The sequence below is a fragment of the Flavobacterium sp. LC2016-23 genome (assembly GCF_009674775.1).
Lineage (GTDB): Bacteria > Bacteroidota > Bacteroidia > Flavobacteriales > Flavobacteriaceae > Flavobacterium.
This window is the reverse complement of the sequence record NZ_WKKE01000004.1, coordinates 21,293-44,036: the sequence shown is the minus strand read 5'-3', so window position 1 is coordinate 44,036 and position 22,744 is coordinate 21,293. Positions and strand designations below refer to the sequence as shown.

Genomic DNA, 22,744 nt, shown 5'->3' with positions numbered 1-22,744 from the left:
TTAAAACATTTTTAGCAAATAGTATTGCAACCCATTTAACCCCAAATTATATATGAAAAACAAGTACAGATTTCAGTTAAGTTTTCTCGTGTTTATGGCATTTAGCACTTTTGCCATGGCGCAGACCTCTTTAGGTTCGAGTAAAACCTTTATGAACAATTTAAAAAAAGAACTGGTAAATTCCGCTGCTTCAAAAAGTACCGAAAAAACAGTTTTACTTCAGGTTTCCAATTCCAAAAGCTTCAGTGGAAAAATCAATTTCAAAGAGTCAAAATCGTCAAGTGAGTTTTTGATTGGAGAAATCAAAAATGTAGCTGAATCCTCTTTTTACCTGAAGGTGATGGACAAATCACTGGAAGGACATATCATTTTCAAAAAGTCCAAAGAAGCCTATAAATACTATTCGGATGCTCAGGGAAATGCGTATGTCGAAAAAGTGGACATTAACAAACTGATTTGTATCGACTACAGAAATGTTCCTGAGAATACCAATAAAAAAACAAGTAAAACAGCGGCTGCCGCAATTGCACCGGCCTTGCTGAATTTGCAAAGTTTACCGGGTGCGGCAGGCTGTGTAATGTTAGATTTTGACGGTTATAATATGCCGGCCGGAAACCTTTGGAATAACGGAAACGCTATCAATGCAGCACCATCTGGAATGAGCGATGCAGATGTACAGCAACATTGGGAAGTTGTTTCAGAAGATTACAGACCCTTCAGCGTCAATGTAACCACAAGCGAGGCGGTTTTTAATTCTTACCCAAGAAACAGAAGAATGCGCGTGGTGGTAACTCCAACCAATACTGCAGCCCCGGGGGCGGGAGGCGTTGCTTATATTGGTTCCTTTAACTGGGACAATGATGTACCTTGCTGGGTATTTATTACCTCGGGTAAATCGGGTGGAGATGCCTCAGCGCATGAAGTAGGCCATACTTTCGATCTGGGTCATGACGGACGTACCAATCCGTCAGAAGGCTATTTCCTTGGAATCGACGGAACTTCATGGGCACCGATTATGGGCGCAGGGTATTACAGACCTGTCGTACAATGGAGCAAAGGAGAATACAATTATGCCAATAATACTCAGGATGATGTGGCCACTATCGCAAGTGCCAAGTTTGGTGTAGGATACCGCGGTGATGATTACGGAAATACTACGGGGTCTGCGGCAAATTTAGATTATAACGGAAGCGGTGCCATTAACCAAAAAAACGGAATAATTTCCAGTGAAGCCGATTATGACTTTTTTACGTTTACAACCGGCGGCGGAAATGTTTCCATTAATGCCAATACAGTCGGAAGAGACGGAAACCTGCATCTTTTGATCCGACTTTACAATGCAGCCGGAGCCGAGATGGGAACCTATTGGAATTCCGATCCTTTTGCTTTGAATGCATCTATGAATGTAAACCTCCCGGCCGGTAAATACTTTATTGGTGTTGATGGCAGCGGAGCAGGAAATGCAGGGTATGGCGGGTATTCGGCTTATGGTTCTATTGGTAGTTATTCGATTACCGGTACGATTCCTCCGGGAGGAACTATCGCTTCTTCAACAGATGTGATTACGGTGTATAAAGATTGTAATTATACCGGATTTTCAGGCGGATTAACCATTGGCGATTACAATATGGCGCGTCTGAATTCTTTGGGCGTTTTGAATGATGATATTTCTTCGCTAAGAATTACACAGGGATTTCAGGCTATTTTGTATCAGGACGATAATTTCACAGGAGCTTCAACCGTAATCAATTCCGATAATTCCTGTCTGAATACAACCTGGAATGATAAAGTGACTTCGATTCGAATTCTGGCCAACGGAACAACTTCTTTAGGCAACCAGACCTTCTTTTTGCAAAACAGAAACAGTAGTTTAAATATGGATGTCTGGGGTGCCAGTTTATCGAATGGAGCTAATGTAGCGCAGGGAACTGCCAATACCGGAAACAATCAGAAGTTTACGTTTACGCACCTCGGTGACGGATTGTATAAAATTATTGCCAATCACAGTGGTCAGTCGTTGGATGTCAATAATTTCAATAAAGACAATGGTGCCAATGTAGAGCAGTATCCGTATAACGGAACGACAAATCAACAATTTATATTGGTTGCTACCGGTGATGGATTTTATAAAATTGTGGCCCGTCACAGCGGAAAAATTGTGGAGGTTACCAATGCAAGTACCGCCAATGGTGCCAATGTACAGCAATGGGATGACAACAACCAGACCTGCGGCCAATGGAAACTGATTGCAACGACAACAGCACAAACGTCAACGTTGATTCAGGCCGAGGATTATTCGGCGATGAACGGCATTCAGGTCGAAGCGACTACAGATACCGGAGGAGGTTCTAATGTGGGTTATACTGAAACTGGCGACTGGATTGCCTACAACAACATCAACTTCCCAACTACAGGGTCTTATTTAATAGAATACAGAGTTGCCAGCGGGGTAACAGGAGGTAAATTATCCTCTGACCTGAATGGCGGAACAATTGTATTAGGCAATGTAGATGTACCCAATACCGGAGGCTGGCAAAACTGGCAAACCGTAACACAAACGGTAAATGTAAATGCAGGAACGTATAGTTTTGGGATTTACATTCAGAATACGGGCATGAACATCAACTGGATCCGAATTACAAAAGTGGGTGCGGGAGCTCCGGCTTCATCAGCAATTGTGGCGGAAGAACCGGAAACAGTTGCCCTGAATGTATATCCAAATCCAACGACAGATGTATTGTATTTTACAACAGCTGTAACGGGAGGAACTATTAGTGTTGTCGATTCCCAGACGGGAAGTCTGGTGAATGTACAAAAAGGCAGTGATAACAGTCTGAATGTTTCCCATTTAAAAACCGGAATTTATCTGATTGTTCTGGATCAGAACGGAAAAAAGACGGTGAAACGTTTTATAAAGAAATAATTTTTTCCAGAAACAGAAAGGCTGCCATTTACGGCAGCCTTTTTTTGTTATAAAGCGTAAGTGAAATTCTAAAATTGCAGTTCAGTTCCAGCTCCGTTGTTTTCGATAGTAATTGCAGTTATATTGCTTTTAGAAGGCGTTTGGGTGGGATACCAGTTTCGATTAGGTTTTACCATAATTAATAGACCTTCATCGTCTCCAACAGCAGCAAAAAGTTCACTGTTATCATTTTTGTTAAAGAACTCCAATCCATATTCTTGTCTTAGTTGATTCCCCAATTCCAACGGATTTTCAGTGACGATTCCGATTTCACTGATATTCAGAATTGATTTGGAACTGAATTTTGCTGTTTGGGAATTATGTAAATCATGTCTGGCAATGAATTCTAATAAATTGCCACTGTTATCGTAGAAATAAACGGCATTAGCATTCCAGTTTTCAAAATTTGCAATTACATTTTGATCCTCAATGTGAATTAAACTTACTTTGTTTTGGCACCATGCAATGGCTTCTGTCAGTTGGTTTTCCGGAATATTAAAAGCAAAATGATAGACAGAGTCAAATGCTGGATTTTCAGTGAATTCTAAAACAGAATTTCCGGCCTGAATAGTCACTGAATTTTTGCTTTTTTCTGTAATAGGAAGTTCTAAAATATTCTCATAAAATGCAGTGGTTTTTTGAATATTGCTGGTTTGAATTTGAAGGTGCTTTAATTTCATAATCGTAATTTTTAAGATCAGAAGAAAATTTCTTTTCGTTTCAGGCAAATTTAAAAAACGATAAAAGTATTTAAAATCATTCACCATTTTATACTTCAATGGCAGTATAGCCAATTCGTATGAAAATTGAGATAGGTAAAGGAAACTTTTTCGGGTGTGGAATTTAATACCACTAATTTAGATAAAATAATTATTTTTATTTAGAATGATTAAAAATAATTTGGATTAAAAGATATTTGAGTTTACTTTTGCGATGAATTTAAACTCCATACCAACATGAATATATCAACCAGTACAAAAGCCCTGTTTAGTTTGTTATTTCTGATTTCCTTAAATATAATGGGTCAGGAAACAGGTAAAATAAGCGGAAAAGTCACTTTAAGCGGAAACAGTCCGGCAGAAAATATTGCTGTTACGCTTAAAGGAACAAAACATAATGCCGTAACCAATGAGAAAGGGCAATATGAGATAAAAAACGTCAAACCTGCTACGTATACGATTAGTATTCACGCAGTAGGAATTCATCCAATCGAGGATAATATTACAGTTACTGCAAAACAAACCACAACCAAAAATTTCGCACTTGCAGAAAATCAGGAAGATTTGGATGAAGTGGTCATTACAAAAAACAAATACAAGCAGGACAAACCTTCTTTGTCGTTGCGTCTTCAGACTCCGGTTCTTGAAATCCCTCAAAACATTCAGATTGTAAGCGGTCAGACTTTAAAAGACCAGCAAATTATCAGTATGAGCGACGGGGTGATCCGTAATGTGAGTGGTGCCGTACGTGTCGAACACTGGGGCGATATGTATACCAATATTACCATGCGTGGTTCTCAGATTCAGGCGTTCCGTAATGGTTTCAATGTAGTGTCTTCTTTCTGGGGTCCTCTTACCGAAGATATGAGTTTTGTCGACCATATCGAGTTTGTAAAAGGCCCGGCGGGATTTATGCTTTCGAACGGAGATCCAAGCGGACTTTATAATGTGGTGACCAAAAAACCAACCGGAATCACAAAAGGCGAAGCTACGGTAATCGCAGGAAGTTATGATTTCTACAGAGCGAGCATAGACCTTGATGGAAAACTGGATAAAAAAGGTAAATTTTTGTACCGATTCAACGGGGCTTTGCAAAAGAAAGGTTCTCACAGACCCTTCGAACACAATGACCGTTACGTGATTGCTCCGGTTCTTTCGTACCAGATTGACGACAAAACTAAAGTTACACTGGAGTACAACTATCAGCATGCGAATATGTCTGAAGTAGGTTCTTATTATGTCTTTGGTGCTGATGGCGGCGGATATGCCACCATGCCACGAAATTTCACGATGACGCAACCGGGTATACCGGATACCAAAATGAATGACCACAGCGGATACTTCACTTTTGAACATAAATTTGATGACAACTGGAAACTAACGGCACAAACATCCTATTTTAAATACCTGCAGGAAGGGTATAGCTCATGGCCCACAGCTGTTGGTCCCGGACCAGTTTATCTGGACGCTGATAATATTCCTGATGAACAACTTGGAGTAGGTGAGGTTATCCGTAGTGTCGGGATTTGGGATGCTGAAAGTAATATGTATCTGGGACAAATTTTTGTCAATGGAAAATTTACTACGGGATCAGTTACCCACAAAATGTTAGGGGGTGTTGATTTAGGAAACAAAGAATATTTGGCCGACTTTTATCAGTCCCATAATTTAGATACTTACGATAATCCGTTTAATGTTTTTAATCCAAATTACGGAACACCGTCTAACGGATTGCCGAATTTTGATCGCAGTAAGCCTCTTAAAGAAAGATCTTTTGGAGGGATTACTTCAGAATATGCGGCAGGTTATATTCAGGATGAACTTGGTTTTTTTGAAAATAAACTGAGACTGACGCTTGCAGCAAGATACACCTGGGTCAATCAGTCAGGCTGGGGAGATGTTCAGGAAGACAGCCACATTACACCACGTGCAGGACTTAGTTATTCTATCACGCCAACAACCTCTGTTTACGGATTATACGATCAGGCTTTTACACCGCAATCGGGTATTATAAAAAGCGGAGAAGCGATAAAACCGCTTACGGGTAATAATATTGAGTTTGGTATTAAAAAAGACTGGTTTGACGGATCGTGGAGTACTACCGTTTCGGCATACAGAATCATTAAGGAAAATGAACTTACAGGAGATCCTGATAACGGACCAAATGATATTTGGAAAGTGGTATTGGGTCAAAAAAGAGCACAGGGTGTTGAGTTTGACGTGAGAGGTAAAATCCTTGACGGGCTGAACCTGATTGCGAATTACGCCTTTACGGAAGCAATTGTAACAGAATCTAATGTAAAATCTATTGTTGAAGGAAGTGCTTTAACAGGATTCTCAAAACATGTTGCGAATGCATGGTTAAATTATACACTTGTATCCGGCAAATTAAAAGGATTGGGAGCTTCTATAGGAGGAACTTACCTTGCCGGAAGACAAACAGATTCCTGGGCAGTAGGATTGCAGAAACTTCCGGAATATTTCAAACTGGACGGAGGTTTATCTTATGAAACCGGAAAAATGAAATTCACAGCCAATGTATTTAATATTCTTGACAAATATTTGTACAGTGGTTCTTATTACGCTTCAAGAAACGTGAATACGTATTACTGGCAGACCGAACAGCCAAGAAACTTCAGAGTAGGGGTAACGTACAAATTCTAAAAAAAATATTCTTTATACGCCTTTTGATTTATTGCGTCTTCCCGAAACAGGCAGACAGTTTAACAATAAAAGTTCTGTGAACCAGTCAGTTTTTCCTGACTGGTTTTTTTATTGCTGTGGGAAAGTTGATTTTATTTTTCACTTTCCCACAGAAGTTGTGTGAAAATGAATTTTTATTTTGGTTTTCCCACAAAAAGTGTGTGAAAGTTGATTTTATTTTTAGTTTTCACACAGAAAGTGTGTGAAAGTGAACTTTTATTTTCGTTTTCACACAATAGTATGGACAAGCAATGTGTAAAACGCAAGAAATAAAACGCAGTGACCCAAGTCATTCCGGGGAACGAGGAATCACAACTGCTAATCACGCACGCTGTTGTCGAATACTAGATGCGATTCCTTCGTTCCTCGGAATGACACCCGCTAATCATCAATGCTCTCCGACAACAGAATCTATCTAAAAAAAAGGGAGGCATACGTTACCGCATGCCTCCCTTTAGTGCCTTAAACGGAGCTTATTTATTGCTTCATTATAGATATCGCTTTACTGCTTTCATTGTTTTTAATAAAATAAATTCCGGTGGCCTGATCCGAGATATTAATCACGGTTCCTGTACCTTGTTTTATTTTAGCTCCTGATGCAGCGTAAACACTCCATTCTAATTCTTTTGATAAATGGAAGATTCCTTTTGAAGGATTCGGATACACCACAATCTTTCTGGATTCCCCAGTTGGGTCTTCGACGCCAAGATTGCAATTGTGAACCATATAGGTGATTTCTTTTTTATTGTTTCCTGTCGTATTAGTCACGGTTAAGGAAACAGTTTTATCGCCTTCCGTACCATAGACTACCGAGTGAGGACCAACTCCTGTTGCGGTTGCCGGTGTCGCACCGTCTCCAAAACTCCAGTTGTACGTATCTACTGTTCCGATAGAAACGGAGGTAAAAGTAACCGCTGTATTTAAACATCCCATAGAACTGCTTACTTCAAAATCGGCTACCGGAGCAGTCGCATTTGCGGATAAGGTAAATTCAAGTTTGTTGATGTTAATATCCGCTTCATCAAAAAACAAAGTGATGGTGTGCACACCCTGTGTTAAAGGAATATTAGGCACTGTTACCGTCTGCCAGTTCTGAAAACCGGTTGTATTGGGAATGTTAACCACTCCGGTTGCATTTACACCATCAACTTCAAGATGTACTTTTCTATTTTCATACGGAGTTGAAATTCTTAATTTAATATCATAATTTCCGGTCGTATTTACTTTTGCGGTGTATTTAAGCCATTCATTTTTGGCCACATACGCAATATTAAAACCGCCTTCATTACAGGCTTCAGTTCCTACGCCATCTCCGGGTCTGTAAGGGGTATCTCCACCGCCATTCGTATCCAGAAAGGCAGTTGGGCCTACATCATAATTTTCGGCTTCGATGACACCCGGAATCTGGGCAATGGTTCCCAGATAAGGGGCATTGCCTAAAGTAGTTGCCGTATAAAAAGCCGTATAGGTAATGGTTCCTGTTGCCGGTGCCTGAAAATTCTGATTGACCGTTCCACCCTGGCTCCAGTGATCAAAATCATATCGTATGTTTCCCACATATTGCGGTGTGGGAGCGTTCAGCGTTTGTAATTTGGCATTGGCAACCACTTTTTTGGTAGCAGGCGCTACAATAGGCTTTTGATTGAATTCCAGATTTAATAAAGCAGGAGAACTGGTGGTGGTAACATCCACAAGATTCGGATAAATATCGACATACGCAGAAGCGGTTAAGCCATTACTGTCGGTTACTTTTACCGTGAATCGGTACCACACATTCGGTGTTTTTTCCCCCTGATTGGACGCTACAAAAGTTCCTGATGCTACCCCTTGCGGACTTGCTCCTGGATGTGAATGTCCTGCACCCGGAATATCTTCATGAAATAAATCCATACTCCACGAGAAAGCGCTTGCCGGCAATACACCGTCTTCTATATCGGTTGCTGTAGCCGCAAAATTGACAATATCATCGGCATTCCATTTTAAGGTCGGTAAAGGAGAAACAAGTGTTACGGTCGGCGCATTGCTAAACGGAGTAACCGTCAGCGTAGCGGCATTACTCGTTACATTGCCTGCCGTATTGGTTACGACAACGCGGTAAGCACCCGCATTGGCATTCGTGACATTCGGGATGGTATAACTCGCCCCCGTTGCGCCTGGAATATCCGTATTATTAAATTGCCATTGGTAACTTAATCCAACACCGCTGGCTGTTACATTAAAAGTAACAGGATAGGTCTCCATTATCGTTTTGGATACCGGATGGTTGACGATAGTCGGAGCTGCGGTTTCAATATAATTCAGTCGGATTAAAGAGCCGTTGTTTCCGTAAGCACAATAATAAATATAGCCGTCATTTCCTAACATCATACCCAGTGCCATCTGCTGTGGAGCACTGTAAAATTCTGTAGAAACCGGATCTGCAATATTCGGATCGAAAGAACGGATTGCATTTCTTACGAAATCTTTAATGATAAATTTTCCTTCCAGATTCGGATAACGCGGAGTCGTCGGATTGTACAAAAGACCATTGGTCAAAGCATTTCCGATACTTCCCGTTGCGTAAGTAAAAATAGGGTTGGTAAATAAATTGGTTTCTGTTTGTTTTCCGTCACCTCCCTGAGGATGTCCCCAGGCATAATTGCGGATGGTTGGATTGCTGATTTCATTTACTTCTTCCCAGGAAGTTCCAACGTCCAGCACAAATAATTTATTGGCTTTTACGTTGGGAACAAGTCTCCACGGATTTCGGAATCCATAGACCCAGATGCTTTGTTTTTGTATGGAACCGCTTCCGTAGAATGGATTTCCGGGAGCCGGAAGTCCGTTTTCGGTTAGACGTAATATTTTTCCTTTGTAGGTATCCAAATCCTGAGAATTGGTATTTTGCTGGCTGTCTCCAACCGTCACATATAGAAATCCGTTAAAGAATTTTAGATCCCCGCCATTGTGAAAACCGCCGCCAATGGGTTCCAGCAACAGAATTTCCTGTCGGGCTACCACCTGATTGGTATTGTCGATCTGAACACGTTCAATGCGGTGTCTGATGACCGTTCCGTCGTTGATCGCATAAAAGACATAAATGTAACCGTTGGTGGCAAAATCCGGGTGCAACGTAAGTCCCAGTAAGCCTTGTTCGTTGTCGGTAACGGTGGTTACGGTAAAAACAGTTGAAACGGCATTATTCTGGAATACTTTTACGATACCGGCTCTTTCGGCAATAAAAATCCGCCCGTCTGAAGATTGTTCTAACGAAAGCCCTTCCTTAATAACTGCCGTAGGAGCAAGGGTTTCAGTAATGTACTGACAGTGGCCCTGCCAGGAGATCAATAAAAAGAAAAAATAGAGGAAAGTGGTCTTTAATCGTACATTTTCTAAGCTAAAACATAATTTTTTTCTCATAATTGTTAGTAGGTTTAGTGATGTGGGTAGCCAAATTTAACATTTTTTTACGTACTAAACTTAATTTAGGTATGAGATTTTTTTAGGAGTTATGAGTTGTTTGTTATGGGTTATGGGTTATGAGTTATGAGATGCAAGATGCAAGAGGCAAGAAGTGAAAACTGAAAAATCCAAGTGAACACTGTGACTGAATACTGTGACTGCGACTGAACACTTCGACTGAACACTTCGACTGAACACTGCGACTGACAACTCACAACTATCTTATCCACTTATCTACGATTGCTTTAAAGGTTTCCTTGTACTGCTCTCCGACGGTTATTTCTGCTTTGTCGATAAAGATGGAGTTTTTACTGATGGCGCTTATTTTATCCAGGGAGGCAATGTAGGAGCGGTGTATTCTCATGAATTTTGAAGCAGGTAATTTTTCTTCTAGTGCTTTTAAGGAAATGAGGGACAATAAGGCTTTTTGCGGCGCTTCCAAATGTACTTTTACATAGTCTTTTAAACTTTCAATATATAAAACATCCTTCAGGCTAATCCGTATCCATTGGTATTCCACTTTTAAGAAAATAAATTCATCGTCAATAACCTTAGGCAGATTGGAAGTTTCTTCGCATAATTCCAATACTTTGTTGGCGGCCCTTAAAAATTCTTCGTAGCTAAAAGGTTTTAAAAGGTAATCCACCGCATTTACCCGGTACCCTTCAATGGCGTAATGATTGTAAGCGGTTGTAAAAACAATTTTTGGCGTTGTTCCCGGTTGTTCCTGTAAAAGCCGGGCAAGTTCCATGCCCGTTAAGTTAGGCATGTTAATGTCCAGGAAAACCAGATCAGGCTGTTTCTCCCGAATGACGCTCATGGCTTCTACGGCATTGTCGCAGCTGCTTATTAATTGCAGGAATGGGGTTTGTTCGATAAAAGTCTCTACCAGGCGTAAGGCCAATGGCTCATCATCTACTGCTATACATTTTAATACGGTCATTTTTCTAAAGTTATTTTCAGGTTTACCTCGTATTTACCGTCCTGGTTTACACCGCAATCCATCCAGTGCCGGTTCGGATAAATAAGCTGTAATCGGCGTTTTGTATTCGTTAAACCAATTCCTCCCGGATCGGAGTTTGCTGTTTTTTCGAAAAAAGTATTCACTACTTTAAACTCAAGATCGGTTTCTTTCTGCTTCAAGGTAATGATAATTTCGCTTTTATCTGTTGCATGTACCCCATGTTTGAACGCATTTTCTACCAGGGGCAGCAAAAGCATCGGAACAATCGGATAATCCGTAAGTTGTTCCGGAATTACAGTTGTAATCGTTAATTTGCTATTGGCACGAAGGCGCATTAAGGCAATAAAATCTTTCAGGAAATCGACTTCTTTCAATAAGGTAGTTCTTTCTCCCTCTGTGCTGTAGAGCAGGTAACGCATCATGCGGCTCAGCGTGTGAAGGGCATTACGCGAATCCTCAATATTGCTGTACGTTAAAGAATAAATACTGTTTAGGGAATTGAAGAAAAAATGCGGATTAATCTGTGCTTTCAGCATCGCAAGTTCTGCCATCGTTTTGTCCTGCTCCAGCTTTTGTTTGTGCTGCGCCGCTTTCTGCCAGTGCTGTAACATCGCCCAGCTGGTGCTGATTCCTAAAACCAGCAGGGTGAACGTGAAGACCCAATTGTCAAAATAGTCATTTCTATATTTTTTGAATCCCAAAAGGGCGGCAATTTTATTGTGAAGGTCGGTTTGCGACGTATAAAAATAAGCAATAAGCTGCATGGCAAAGATGACCAGGAAAGCCCATATTAAATAAGTAGCCATATTGCCCTTAATAATGGTTTTCGGAACTATTATTTTAGCATTCGAATAAAAAATAACAATCATAAAGAAAAGTACGATTGTCTGCCACAGCCAAAAGAAGGTCGGAATCGTAATGTTCCAGCTTAAAGGGGTGTAAAACAGCATGATAAACCCCAGTAAAAACCAGCTAAGAATATGTATTCCGGGAAATAAATAGGGTCTAAAGAAGTTTGTTTTCATTTTAAATGATTATTTTTAAGACAATATTACATTTTATCTGAATACCATTTTTAACCAATCGCTCAATACAGAACCAGAACCTTTAAAAACCATTTTAGAGCCGACGAGAAAGAATTTAAACACTTGTTTAGTTTTTTATTAATTTCCATCGGGTGTTATCTTGTGTCTATCGATAGTTTACTGCTCTCCGTCTATTGGTCATTTTTTACATGTTATATTTTAGTTCCTTTGTTTTTGTATAATCGATAATTTACATATTATTTCCAATGAATAAGCAATCCTTTTTAAGCATTCTCGCAGTATCTATTTTTATCGCATCATGTGGTAATAAAAGTGATAACTCAGCTCAGGCCGGAGGTGCACAGCCCGTTAAAGAATATAAAACACTCGTTTTAGAGTCAAAATCAGCAACATTAAATACAGACTATCCGGCAAGTATTCAGGGACAGGAAAATATAGAAATCCGTCCAAGGGTGGAAGGTTATATTGAGAAAATATATGTTGATGAAGGTGCCGTTGTAAAAGCCGGACAGGCCTTATTTAAAATCAGCGCTCCCGAATACGAGCAACAAGTCCGCACGGCGGCTGCCAGTATAAAAAGCGCTCAGGCAGCGGTAAGTACCGCAAAATTAGCGGTACAAAAAGTAAAACCATTAGTAGAAAAAGGAATTATCAGCAAATACGAATTAGAATCTGCTCAGTTCAACTACGAATCAGCCATGGCAACACTGGCTCAGGCCAATGCAAGTTTAGTGAATGCCAAAACCAATCTGGGGTATACCACAGTAACAAGCCCCGTAAACGGAGTGGTCGGTTCAATTCCGTTTCGTTTGGGAAGTTTAGTGGGTTCTGCTACAGCGGAGCCTTTAACTACTGTTTCCAGTATTGGTAATGTGTATGCTTATTTTGCGATGAATGAAAAAATGCTTCTGAATTTTACTGATACCGACTCGAATGTATCATTAGCGCAGAAAATCAAAAAATTACCGGAAGTTTCCTTAGTGCTTTCAGACGGTTCTGCGTATGACCAAAAAGGACGTATCGAAACCATCAACGGATTAATCAATACAGAAACAGGTTCAGTAAACATCAGGGCCCGTTTTCCAAATCCAAAAGGGATTATCAGAAGCGGAAGCAGTGTAACGGTACGAATTCCGAAAGCGATAAACGAGGGATTACTAATTCCGCAGAGTGCCACTTTTGAACTTCAGGACAAACTTTTTGCCGTTGTGGTCGGAAAAGACGGTAAAACTAAAAATACAAATATTACAGTGATGGAAAACAGCACTGCAAATTATTATGTCGTAACCAGTGGATTAAAAGCCGGGGATCAGATTGTTTTAGAAGGCGTAGCCGCTCTTAAAGACGGATCTGAAATTAAAACAAATAAGGTGAGTGCAGAAACGGTTTACGCGGACTTAAAATAAGAAAATAACATGTTTAAAATATTTATACAAAGACCTGTACTTTCGACAGTAATATCGGTTATTATTGTCATTCTGGGGGTTTTGGGGCTTATCGAGCTTCCTATTTCCCAATACCCGGATATCGCGCCGCCAACAGTAAACGTTTCGGCAAGTTACACCGGTGCCAATGCAGATGTGGTACTTAAAAGTATTGTGATTCCGCTGGAAGAACAAATTAACGGTGTAGAAAACATGACGTATATGACTTCTACTGCAACCAATGACGGTAGTGCTTCTATAAAAATCTTTTTTAAAGTAGGAACAAACCCCGATTTGGCAGCCGTAAACGTTCAGAACAGGGTTTCCAGAGCGACCAGTTTATTGCCCGTAGAGGTAACTCAGGCAGGTGTAACAGTAACGAAGAGTCAGAGTAGTAACCTGCTGATCTTCTCTTTATACAGTGACAATAAAGCCTACGATCAGACCTTTCTTCAAAATTATGCCAAGATCAACCTGGTACCGCAAATCCAGCGTGTGGTCGGAGTAGGAGACGTAACCGTTTTCGGAGCAAAAGATTATTCGATGAGAATCTGGCTGAAGCCGGATGTCATGCAGCAATACAAGCTGATTCCGAGCGATGTTTCGGCGGCACTGGCCGAACAAAATATAGAAGCAGCACCGGGTAAATTTGGGGAGAACGGGAATCAGGCTTTTCAATACGTAATTAAATACAAAGGACGTCTGACCAGTGCCACGGAATTTGGCGATATCATTATCAAATCGGTTGGAAACGGACAAATGCTGCGCCTGAAAGATGTAGCTAAGGTAGAATTGGGATCACTGAGTTATAATTCCACCATTAAAACAAACGGTGTAGAATCGGCAGCGATGGCCATCAGCCAGACTCCGGGGTCTAATGCCCGTGATGTCATCATCAACTCCAAAAAACTGATTGAAGAAGCCGCAAAGAGCTTTCCAAAAGGAGTAAAATATACGATTCTGGTTGACGTTAACGAAAATCTGGATGCTTCTATTGAAAAGGTAATCCATACTCTGATTGAAGCTTTTATACTGGTTTTTATCGTCGTATTTATTTTCCTTCAGGATTTCAGATCTACTTTGATTCCCGCAATTGCGGTTCCGGTAGCGATTGTAGGTACGTTCTTTTTCCTGAATTTATTCGGGTTTACGATTAACCTTTTAACGCTTTTTGCGATGGTACTGGCGATTGGTATTGTAGTCGATGATGCGATTGTCGTCGTCGAGGCAGTGCATGCCAAACTCGATCACGGTTATAAATCGTCTAAAAAGGCAACAATTGATGCGATGAGCGAAATTTCGGGAGCGATTATTTCGATCACGCTGGTCATGGCTGCGGTATTTATTCCGGTGACTTTTATCAATGGATCTACGGGGGTTTTCTACAAACAATTTGGTATTACATTGGCGGTAGCGATTATTCTTTCGGCTATTAATGCGTTGACTTTAAGTCCGGCCTTGTGTGCCTTACTTTTAAAACCACATGCTGACGATCACAAACATAAAAGTTTTATCCAACGATTCTATACCTCGTTTAACGTTGCCTTTGACAATGTAACGGAACGCTACAAACGTTCGGTAAGTTTCCTTTCCGTAAAAAAATGGATTGTACTGGCGGCGATTCTTATTGCCGGGGCAGCCTTGTTTTACATGATGAAAACAACACCATCGGCTTTCGTTCCGGCGGAAGATCAGGGAACCGTTTTTGCCAACATCAGTTTACCGCCATCGGCTTCTATGGAACGTTCGGATATCATAGCCAAGAAAGTAGACAGTATTGCGAATACCATTCCGGGTGTTAAAAATACCCTTCGTATTGTGGGGCAGAACTTTACTGCGGGAGCGGGTAGTGCCTACAGTATGGTTATTGTAAAACTCGAAACCTGGGACAAGCGTGATTTAAGTGTTAATGATGTTATTGGCCAGCTTTTTGCCAAAACAAGCGGTATTCGCGAAGCCAACATCTTCTTTATTTCTCCGCCAACCATTCAGGGATTTGGACAAAGTGGTGGATTCGAATTCCAATTGCAGGACAAAGGAGGGCATTCAACAGCAGAATTCTTTAAAGTGAATACGGAATTTTTGAAAAAATTGTCCAAACGTCCTGAAATACAGTATGCAACAACGCCATTTAATCCCGGCTTTCCACAATATATGATGGAGATTAATCTGGCTAAGGCCAAAGATGCAGGGGTTTCTGTCAATTCTATTTTGTCTACGATGCAGGGTTATTACGGTGGATTGTATGCTTCGAACTTTAATAAATTCGGAAAACAATACCGTGTGATGGTCCAGGCTTCTCCCGAATTTCGGGCGAACACAGAAGGGCTGAACAAGATTTTTGTCCGAAACAGCTCCGGAACAATGGCACCGATTACAGAATTTATAAAAATGACCAGGGTTTTCGGACCGGAATCCATTTCAAGGTTTAACTTATTTACGTCGATTGCAATTACGGGAGCGCCAAATCCGGGCTTTAGTTCAGGAGATGCGATTAAAGCGATTCAGGAAGTGGCGGCCGAAAATCTTCCGGCAGGGTATGGCTATGAATTCTCCGGACTGACCCGTGAGGAACTGGCTTCGGGAAGTGAAACGATCTTTATTTTTATCTTGTGTCTGGTGTTTGTTTATTTCCTGTTAAGTGCTCAATACGAAAGTTATATTTTGCCGTTTGCCGTATTATTCTCCATTCCGTTTGGATTGGCCGGTGCTTATTTATTCTCGATTATATTCAAGTTAAACAGTAATATCTACCTGCAGATTTCCTTAATCATGCTAATTGGATTGCTGGCCAAGAACGGTATTTTGATTGTGGAGTTTGCCTTAGAACGAAGAAGGAAAGGATTGCCAATTGTTCAGGCCGCCGTTGAAGGAGCCGTAGCACGTTTACGACCGATTTTAATGACCTCTTTTGCCTTTATTTTAGGACTTGTTCCTTTGATGTTTGCTTCGGGAGCCGGTGCGGTGGGTAATAAATCCATCGGAACAGGAGCTGTTGGGGGAATGTTAATCGGAACCATTTTGGGAGTATTTGTCATTCCGGTCTTGTTTATCGTTTTCCAGACGTTACAGGAAAAAGTGAGCGGACCTGCCAAAGACGGTTATGATGAAGATGATGAGGAGGAAGTAGCACTATTAGACACTCAGAAGGAGTAATAATTAAATTAAGAAAAAAGATGACTCATAGTTCCAATAAATATATACTTCTGGTACTGGCAGCCGCACTTTTAAGTGCGTGCTCCATTACCAAAAAATACGAACGCCCCGCAAGTGTTTCGACCGAAAAGTTGTTTCGTGATGATACTGCTGCCGATACCACGACACTGGCAACGATGCCGTGGCAGAGTGTTTTTAAAGATGCAAAACTAAATGCCCTGATTCAGAAAGGAATCGACCAGAATCTGAACCTGAAAAATGCGATCGAAAATATCATTCAGGCGCAAGCAACGTTACGTCAGAGCAAACTGGCGTATTATCCGACCTTGAACCTCGATGCGAATGCAACGCACACGAAACAATCCGAAGCGGGGCTTAACTTTCCGGCAGGAATCAATATCAATACGCTGACAACGACTTACAAACTGGCTCTGAGTACGTCCTGGGAAGCGGATATCTGGGGAAAATTAAGCAGTTCCAAAAGAGCGGCCCTGTCCAGCTACCTGGCTACAGATGCAGCCAAACAAGCCGTTCAGACCCAATTGATTTCGGATATTGCCAATAATTATTTCCTGTTACTGTCCTTGGACAAACAACTGGAGATTACCAAAAAAACACTGGAAAGCCGTATTAAAAACGTAGAAACGATTAAAGCCCTAAAAGAAGGAGCCATCGTGACCGGTGCCGCTGTGGTACAGAGTGAAGCCAACCGTTATGCGGCAGAAGTGCTGATTCCGGATTTAAAGCAAAGTATTCGCGAAACCGAAAATGCCCTGAATATTTTATTGGGACAGGCTCCCGGAACCATCGAAAGAGGGGTATTGGAAGATCAGGTAATTCCTGAAACCATTAAGGTTGGTGTATCTTCGCAGTTGCTGGAAAATCGTCCTGATGTGCGTCAGGCGGAATTTAATTTCAGAACGGCTTTCGAAAGTACCAATTTAGCGCGAACTTATTTTTATCCGAGCCTCACGCTTACGGCAAGTGGCGGTTTTTCGAATTTACAGTTAAAAGATTTTTTCAGTAACTCTGTTTTTTATTCCCTTGTCGGAGGATTGACGCAGCCGCTTTTCAATCAGGGACTTAATAAAGCCAGACTGACTACGGCTCAATCGAAACAGTTACAGGCGTTGAACACTTTCCAGCAAAAGCTTTTAACAGCGGGGCAGGAAGTTTCGAATTCCCTGTACGCGTATCAGATGGCAGTTGAAAAACAGGATTCGAGAGCCAGACAAATTGAATCATTAGAAAAAGCAGTGGATTACACACAACAACTTTTAGAATACAGTTCTGCAACCAATTATACAGATGTATTAACTTCAGAACAAAATCTGTTGTCGGCGCAATTAAGCGGTGTAAATGACAATCTGCAGAAGTTACAAGCGCTGGTTAACCTGTACCGTGCTTTAGGTGGCGGATGGAAGTAATTTTTTAAATAAAAAAACGACCATCATCATCGTTAGTTAATTTTGGTTAAAAACGTCTCAATTTTTTGAGACGTTTTTTTGTTTTAGCCTTCGACTCCGCTCCTCCTGACACCAGTTTTGAATTAAACCTGCGAGTTACTATATTAGTACCCTAGATAAACCAGACCGCCAATTTTAATAACAAAGCCAAAAACAAGCTGAAATGGAGAATATTACAGTAATAATCATGTTGTTGTTCGGGGTTGCCTTCCTGAGCCTTTTAAGCAAGAGATACAATTTTCCCGTTCCAATCGTGCTGGTACTTTGTGGAGTCACCATTAGTATTATACCGGGACTTCCTGTAATTGCCTTAAATCCCGACGTGGTTTTTATTATATTTTTGCCGCCGCTTTTGTATCATGCTGCCTGGTATACGAGCTGGTCTGATTTTAAGCAGGCGGTGCGTCCGATCACGCTTGCGGCTGTCGGTTTGGTTCTTTTTACCACCGTTGCCGTTGCCATTGCGGCACACTGGCTGATCGATGATATTTCATGGCCGCTGGCCTTTTTGCTTGGTGCGATTGTTTCTCCGCCCGATGCGGTTTCGGCAACAGCCATTACCAAAGGATTAGGTTTACACCCAAGACTTATTGCGATTCTCGAAGGTGAAAGTTTATTAAACGATGCCAGTGGACTTGTAGCGTATAAATATGCGCTTACCGCGATTACAGCCGGGAATTTTGTACTTTGGCAGGCCGGACTGAATTTCTTTATCATGTCGACATTGGGGATTGCGATTGGTTTAGGAGTAGGTTATGTCATGAGTATTATTCATAAAAAATTTGTGTGCGACGATGTTATCGAAGCCACACTTACTTTACTGACGCCTTTTTCCTCTTATTTAATTGCAGAGCATTTTGAATGTTCGGGTGTTTTGGCTGTCGTGACAACAGGGTTGTATCTTTCGGCACGATCTGGTACGATTTTCACGCACGAAAGCCGCATCATGACCAATACAATCTGGAGCGTGCTAACTAATATTCTAAACGGTTTAATATTTATTTTAATCGGTCTTCAGTTGCGTGCTATTATAGAAGGAATAGGCCATTACTCGGGAATGTCTTTGTTCATTTGGGGTGCTTCGGTCAGTATTGTGGTGATTGTCGTCCGGTTTTTGTGGGTGGTTCCGGCCACGCTGGTTCCGAGGTTTTTAAGTAAAAGAATCCGTGAAAAAGAAGAATTCGATTACCGCAACATGATTGTTTTCGGATGGTCCGGAATGCGAGGCGTGGTCTCGATGGCGGCTGCTTTGGCTTTACCTCTGACTATCAATGATAATGAAGCCTTTCCGTTACGAAACCTGATTATTTATCTGGTGTTCTGTGTCATCTTATCTACGCTGGTCATTCAGGGGCTAACCTTGCCGTGGGTGATTCGTAAATTAAAATTAGAACCTTATTCCATTTTAGCAGAAGAATATGGAATCCGTAATATAATTGTTTCGGAAACGATTGCCCATATCGAAGATAATTTTTCCTTATTGAATGATGATCTGCTGCATAATATAAAAAGCAAATACGAGGTGAAATTCAACCGTTTGCAGAAAACCGAATTACCGGCCAACTTCTTTGGAAAAGGGAAGGTAATGGGTGGCGAAATCTTCAATGATTTTACCAAATTACAAATTGATCTGCTGAATGTAGAGCGTTCCAAACTTGAGGTTATGCACAAAAAAGGTTCCGTAAACGAGGAAATATTTCGTAAAATCGAAAAAGAACTCGATCTCGAAGAAACCCGTCTGTGGATGGAAATGTATGAAAACTAATGATAAACAAAACCTCTGATGTCTTACTGAATCAGAGGTTTTACTTTTGTGCCTATAAGTTCGATGGCGTTCATTAATTGTGAATGGGTGAGTCCCGCATTATCCATCTGGAAAGTAAATCTCGAGATTCCGCCCAATGCATCGCTGTGGCGTAGAATTTTCTCGGCGACCTGCTCGGGATTTCCAAGAACGAGAACACCTTTTTCATCGCTCAGATAATCAAATTTTTCTTTGGTTACGGGCGGCCAGCCACGTTCGAGTCCTAGTTTGGTCCAGAGTTCGGCATAACCGGGGTAGTATTCTGCGACAGCACTTTCATTGGTAGCGGAAACATACCCGGGCGAATGTAAACCGACTTTTAATTCTTCGGGTTTGAAACCGTTCGCATGTCCGGCTTCGCGGTACAAATCTATTAAAGGGCGAAAACGGTGCGTTTGTCCGCCAATCACGGCCACCATCAAAGGCAAACCTAAAGTTCCGGCTCTGACAAACGATTCCGGGCTTCCGCCAACACCCAGCCAAACGGGTAATTTTTCCTGTATCGCTCTTGGGTAAACCGGTAAATTATTTAATGGCGCACGGAATTTTCCGGACCAGGTAACAAATTCATTATCGCGGACCTGCAGCAACAGCTCGAGTTTTTCCTTGAAAAGTTTATCGTAATCGTTCAGTTCAAATCCGAAGAGGGGATAGGCTTCAATCGAAGACCCACGGCCTACGACAATTTCGGCCCTTCCTTTGGAAATCAGATCCAGCGTTGCAAAACTTTGGTAGACCCGCACCGGATCTGCGGCGCTAAGGACGCTCACGGCACTCGTAAGCCTGATTTGTTTGGTTCGTGCTGCAGCAGCACTCAGGATTACAGCCGTAGCCGAATCTAAAAACTCTTTTTTGTGGTGTTCGCCAATTCCGAAAACATCAAGTCCGACCTGATCGGCAAACTCAATTCGCTGAAGCAGTTGCTCCATGGCCTCTACACTGCTAAGTGTGTTGTTATCGCCGTACATCGCCGACGCAAAACTGTCTATTCCTATTTCGATCATGACGTAAAGATACTAAATTCAGTTTTTTTACGGTTACGAAATTGTTTTGAAAAACCTAAAATTTTGGTAAAAATGTCAGGCTTTTTGATATAACATTCACGAAGTTATTCCGAGGATATTTGCTGAAGCTCCGTAAACCGATGATTGCCATTACAAATCGAATTGATGATCGGCAGTTTCCATTTTCCACCTAAAACGTATATGGTGTCCTGCAGGGCCTGGACTTCTTCTTTCTGGTTTCTTTGCATTGGGTTATTTCTTTTAAACAATAACAAAAATACAATAATCGAAATTTATGATTGATTTATTAGTTGCAAAGATTTAATGTTTCTGTGTGTAATCTTTCAAAATCTTCGTTTTCAATTGTGAGGATTTTATTTTCATCTAAATTGTTTAAGATAAAGAGCTCTACATTTTCATACTCTTTTGCTATTCTAATATTTTGCGCCATTTGCTCTCTATTGATATTCCATCCATAAACAACAACCATTTTATATTTCAGCTTTTCAGATATTTTAATTCCCTGAACATTGTCTTTATCAAAATGAATCCAAGCATTTTTACCTTTAATTTTATTAATAAATTCGTTTTTGGTTTTTAAGTAAGATGCTAAATCCCTATTCCAACCTAAATTTGTTTTTAAATCAAAATAATGAGTCAAAATATTTTCAGAATTTATAATAGATAAATCTGGTTTAAATTTAGTAGCTTTTCCATTTTTACTAAAACGTATTGAAGTTACTTTATCCACTAAATATTGTAAATCCAATCTGTTAATTTTTGTAGCTAAATAGAGTGCAAATAAATCTTCAACGTAACCCGAAGTTACATGAGCCATTCCTCTTTGAATATTATAACCTCCGTCACCTTCGATTAAGTTTTTAGCATTTTGAGTGTATAAATGTATTTTTTCGACAAATTGTTCTTGAGTCATTTTTAAATAAGGTAGTTAATTAATATTCTTCGGAAAGTTCTTTAGTTGACAAATCATAAGTTTGAAAATATATAGGAATTGATAACTTTTTCCTTATATGTTTGATATAATTTTTAGCATCATCTAAATCTCCAAGTTTTTGCGAAACAATAATTAATTTTTTTGCATTTTCCTTATCTATCCAAAAACAATATTCCATTAATTGACCGATTGCTTCTCTGATTGAAGTTCTGGTTGAATTATATGCTTTAATTTCATAGAAAATATATTCATTATTATTTCTAACCACTAAATCTATTCTATTATTTGAATATCCACTATCTAATTCTGTACTTATATTTTCAGATCCATATTGTGATTTTAAAATTGTTTTTAATCCATCGCAAAGAGCTTTATGTACGTAAGTAACTTCGATTGCTTTTGGTGTTCTATTATAATGAGAATTTTTTATAACTGCATCTTCATTATTTTTATGTTTTTTTTCTGAATCTGAGATAAAGCTAAAACTGTTATCTAGTTTATCTTTTCTAAATTCTTCTCTATAATTGGCAAAAGTATAGCGCGATAATTCATAGATTTTACTATTTTTTGGTAATTCAAAATATGCACTATTAAAATTGATATCTCTAGGTGAAAATTTTATATTAAATAAATCAACTCCATTCCACTCAGAAAAACCTTTTGCATTTGCTCCACAATCAATTATTTGAGATTTCATTTCATTATGCCAATTATTCTCAATGTATCTATTCTTTATTTTTTGCGCATGATTATCATCAATTACTTCTACATTATTAATTTCCCCAATCCAATATCTTTTTTTAGTAATACTATCAATTGTATACAACCAAACATTATAAATATTATTTGTATAAGCTTTTTGTTGCTTTCTAATAGGCTCTAAAAATCCATAATGAAAGCCGTCAATTAATTTACTAGTATCAAATAGCCATTCTTCATGTCCATAACCAAATTGACCTTCATGAGTTTTTTTATTTTTGCTTTTTCCTTTTAAACCGGATGGTTTTACCCATCCATTTTCATTCCATGTTATTCGAGCAATCCTTTTTTCATTTTTGGCTGTGCTGTCAATCTTATTCCCAATTTCTTTAAATGTCATA

Annotated in this window: 14 protein-coding genes; 6 read left to right on the top strand and 8 right to left on the bottom strand. The window is 40.1% G+C overall.

The genetic code is table 11. The features are described 5' to 3' along the window. The first annotated feature begins 52 nt into the window (after window positions 1-52). Window positions 53-2,923: an RICIN domain-containing protein gene (locus tag GJU43_RS04370; RefSeq protein ID WP_229654999.1), complete on the top strand. Its 2,871-nt coding sequence runs from the start codon at window positions 53-55 to the stop codon at window positions 2,921-2,923. Window positions 2,924-2,991: 68 nt separating this feature from the next. Here GJU43_RS04370 and GJU43_RS04365 read toward each other — a convergent pair whose 3' ends face one another. Then, the gene (locus GJU43_RS04365) at window positions 2,992-3,642 is read right to left on the bottom strand and encodes a VOC family protein (RefSeq protein WP_154339605.1); all 651 of its coding nucleotides are present in this window, start codon (window positions 3,640-3,642) and stop codon (window positions 2,992-2,994) included. A gap of 276 nt (window positions 3,643-3,918) precedes the next feature. On the opposite strand from GJU43_RS04365, the gene GJU43_RS04360 reads away from it, so the two are divergent. Next, a complete protein-coding gene (locus GJU43_RS04360) occupies window positions 3,919-6,345 on the top strand; it encodes a TonB-dependent receptor (protein ID WP_154339604.1) in 2,427 nt (808 codons plus the stop codon). Window positions 6,346-6,861: 516 nt separating this feature from the next. Here GJU43_RS04360 and GJU43_RS04355 read toward each other — a convergent pair. The 3 genes from GJU43_RS04355 to GJU43_RS04345 form a co-directional block, all read right to left on the bottom strand. Further along, a complete protein-coding gene (locus tag GJU43_RS04355; protein WP_154339603.1) occupies window positions 6,862-9,783 on the bottom strand; it encodes a PQQ-dependent sugar dehydrogenase in 2,922 nt (973 codons plus the stop codon). A gap of 259 nt (window positions 9,784-10,042) precedes the next feature. After that, window positions 10,043-10,768, bottom strand: coding sequence for a LytTR family DNA-binding domain-containing protein (locus GJU43_RS04350; protein WP_154339602.1), 726 nt, complete (start codon window positions 10,766-10,768; stop codon window positions 10,043-10,045). After that, window positions 10,765-11,814 (bottom strand): sensor histidine kinase, encoded by a 1,050-nt coding sequence (locus tag GJU43_RS04345; RefSeq protein WP_154339601.1) that lies wholly within the window; start codon window positions 11,812-11,814, stop codon window positions 10,765-10,767. Before GJU43_RS04345 ends, GJU43_RS04350 begins: the two co-directional genes overlap by 4 nt. A 266-nt stretch (window positions 11,815-12,080) precedes the next feature. Between GJU43_RS04345 and GJU43_RS04340 the strand changes: the two genes are divergently transcribed. The 4 genes from GJU43_RS04340 to GJU43_RS04325 all read left to right on the top strand — a co-directional run bounded on the left by GJU43_RS04340 (window position 12,081) and on the right by GJU43_RS04325 (window position 19,646). Further along, on the top strand, window positions 12,081-13,241 hold the full coding sequence (locus GJU43_RS04340) for an efflux RND transporter periplasmic adaptor subunit (RefSeq protein WP_154339600.1): 1,161 nt from the start codon (window positions 12,081-12,083) through the stop codon (window positions 13,239-13,241). 9 nt (window positions 13,242-13,250) lie between these two features. After that, window positions 13,251-16,415 (top strand): efflux RND transporter permease subunit, encoded by a 3,165-nt coding sequence (locus tag GJU43_RS04335; RefSeq protein ID WP_154339599.1) that lies wholly within the window; start codon window positions 13,251-13,253, stop codon window positions 16,413-16,415. 20 nt (window positions 16,416-16,435) lie between these two features. After that, window positions 16,436-17,842 carry an efflux transporter outer membrane subunit gene (locus tag GJU43_RS04330; RefSeq protein WP_154339598.1) on the top strand — a complete coding sequence of 469 codons (1,407 nt, stop codon included), beginning with the start codon at window positions 16,436-16,438 and terminating at the stop codon, window positions 17,840-17,842. 202 nt (window positions 17,843-18,044) lie between these two features. Further along, on the top strand, window positions 18,045-19,646 hold the full coding sequence (locus tag GJU43_RS04325; protein ID WP_154339597.1) for a Na+/H+ antiporter: 1,602 nt from the start codon (window positions 18,045-18,047) through the stop codon (window positions 19,644-19,646). 23 nt (window positions 19,647-19,669) lie between these two features. On the opposite strand, the gene GJU43_RS04320 is transcribed toward GJU43_RS04325, so the two are convergent. The 4 genes from GJU43_RS04320 to GJU43_RS04305 all read right to left on the bottom strand — a co-directional run bounded on the left by GJU43_RS04320 (window position 19,670) and on the right by GJU43_RS04305 (window position 22,743). Then, window positions 19,670-20,686 carry an LLM class flavin-dependent oxidoreductase gene (locus tag GJU43_RS04320; protein WP_370455497.1) on the bottom strand — a complete coding sequence of 339 codons (1,017 nt, stop codon included), beginning with the start codon at window positions 20,684-20,686 and terminating at the stop codon, window positions 19,670-19,672. 107 nt (window positions 20,687-20,793) lie between these two features. After that, entirely contained in the window at window positions 20,794-20,937 is a 144-nt protein-coding gene (locus GJU43_RS04315; protein ID WP_229654998.1) for a helix-turn-helix domain-containing protein, read from the bottom strand. Between the two features lie 59 nt (window positions 20,938-20,996). Then, window positions 20,997-21,623 (bottom strand): hypothetical protein, encoded by a 627-nt coding sequence (locus tag GJU43_RS04310; RefSeq protein ID WP_154339595.1) that lies wholly within the window; start codon window positions 21,621-21,623, stop codon window positions 20,997-20,999. A 19-nt stretch (window positions 21,624-21,642) separates the two neighbouring features. Continuing rightward, the gene (locus tag GJU43_RS04305; RefSeq protein WP_154339594.1) at window positions 21,643-22,743 is read right to left on the bottom strand and encodes a hypothetical protein; all 1,101 of its coding nucleotides are present in this window, start codon (window positions 22,741-22,743) and stop codon (window positions 21,643-21,645) included. Window position 22,744: the final 1 nt, after the last annotated feature.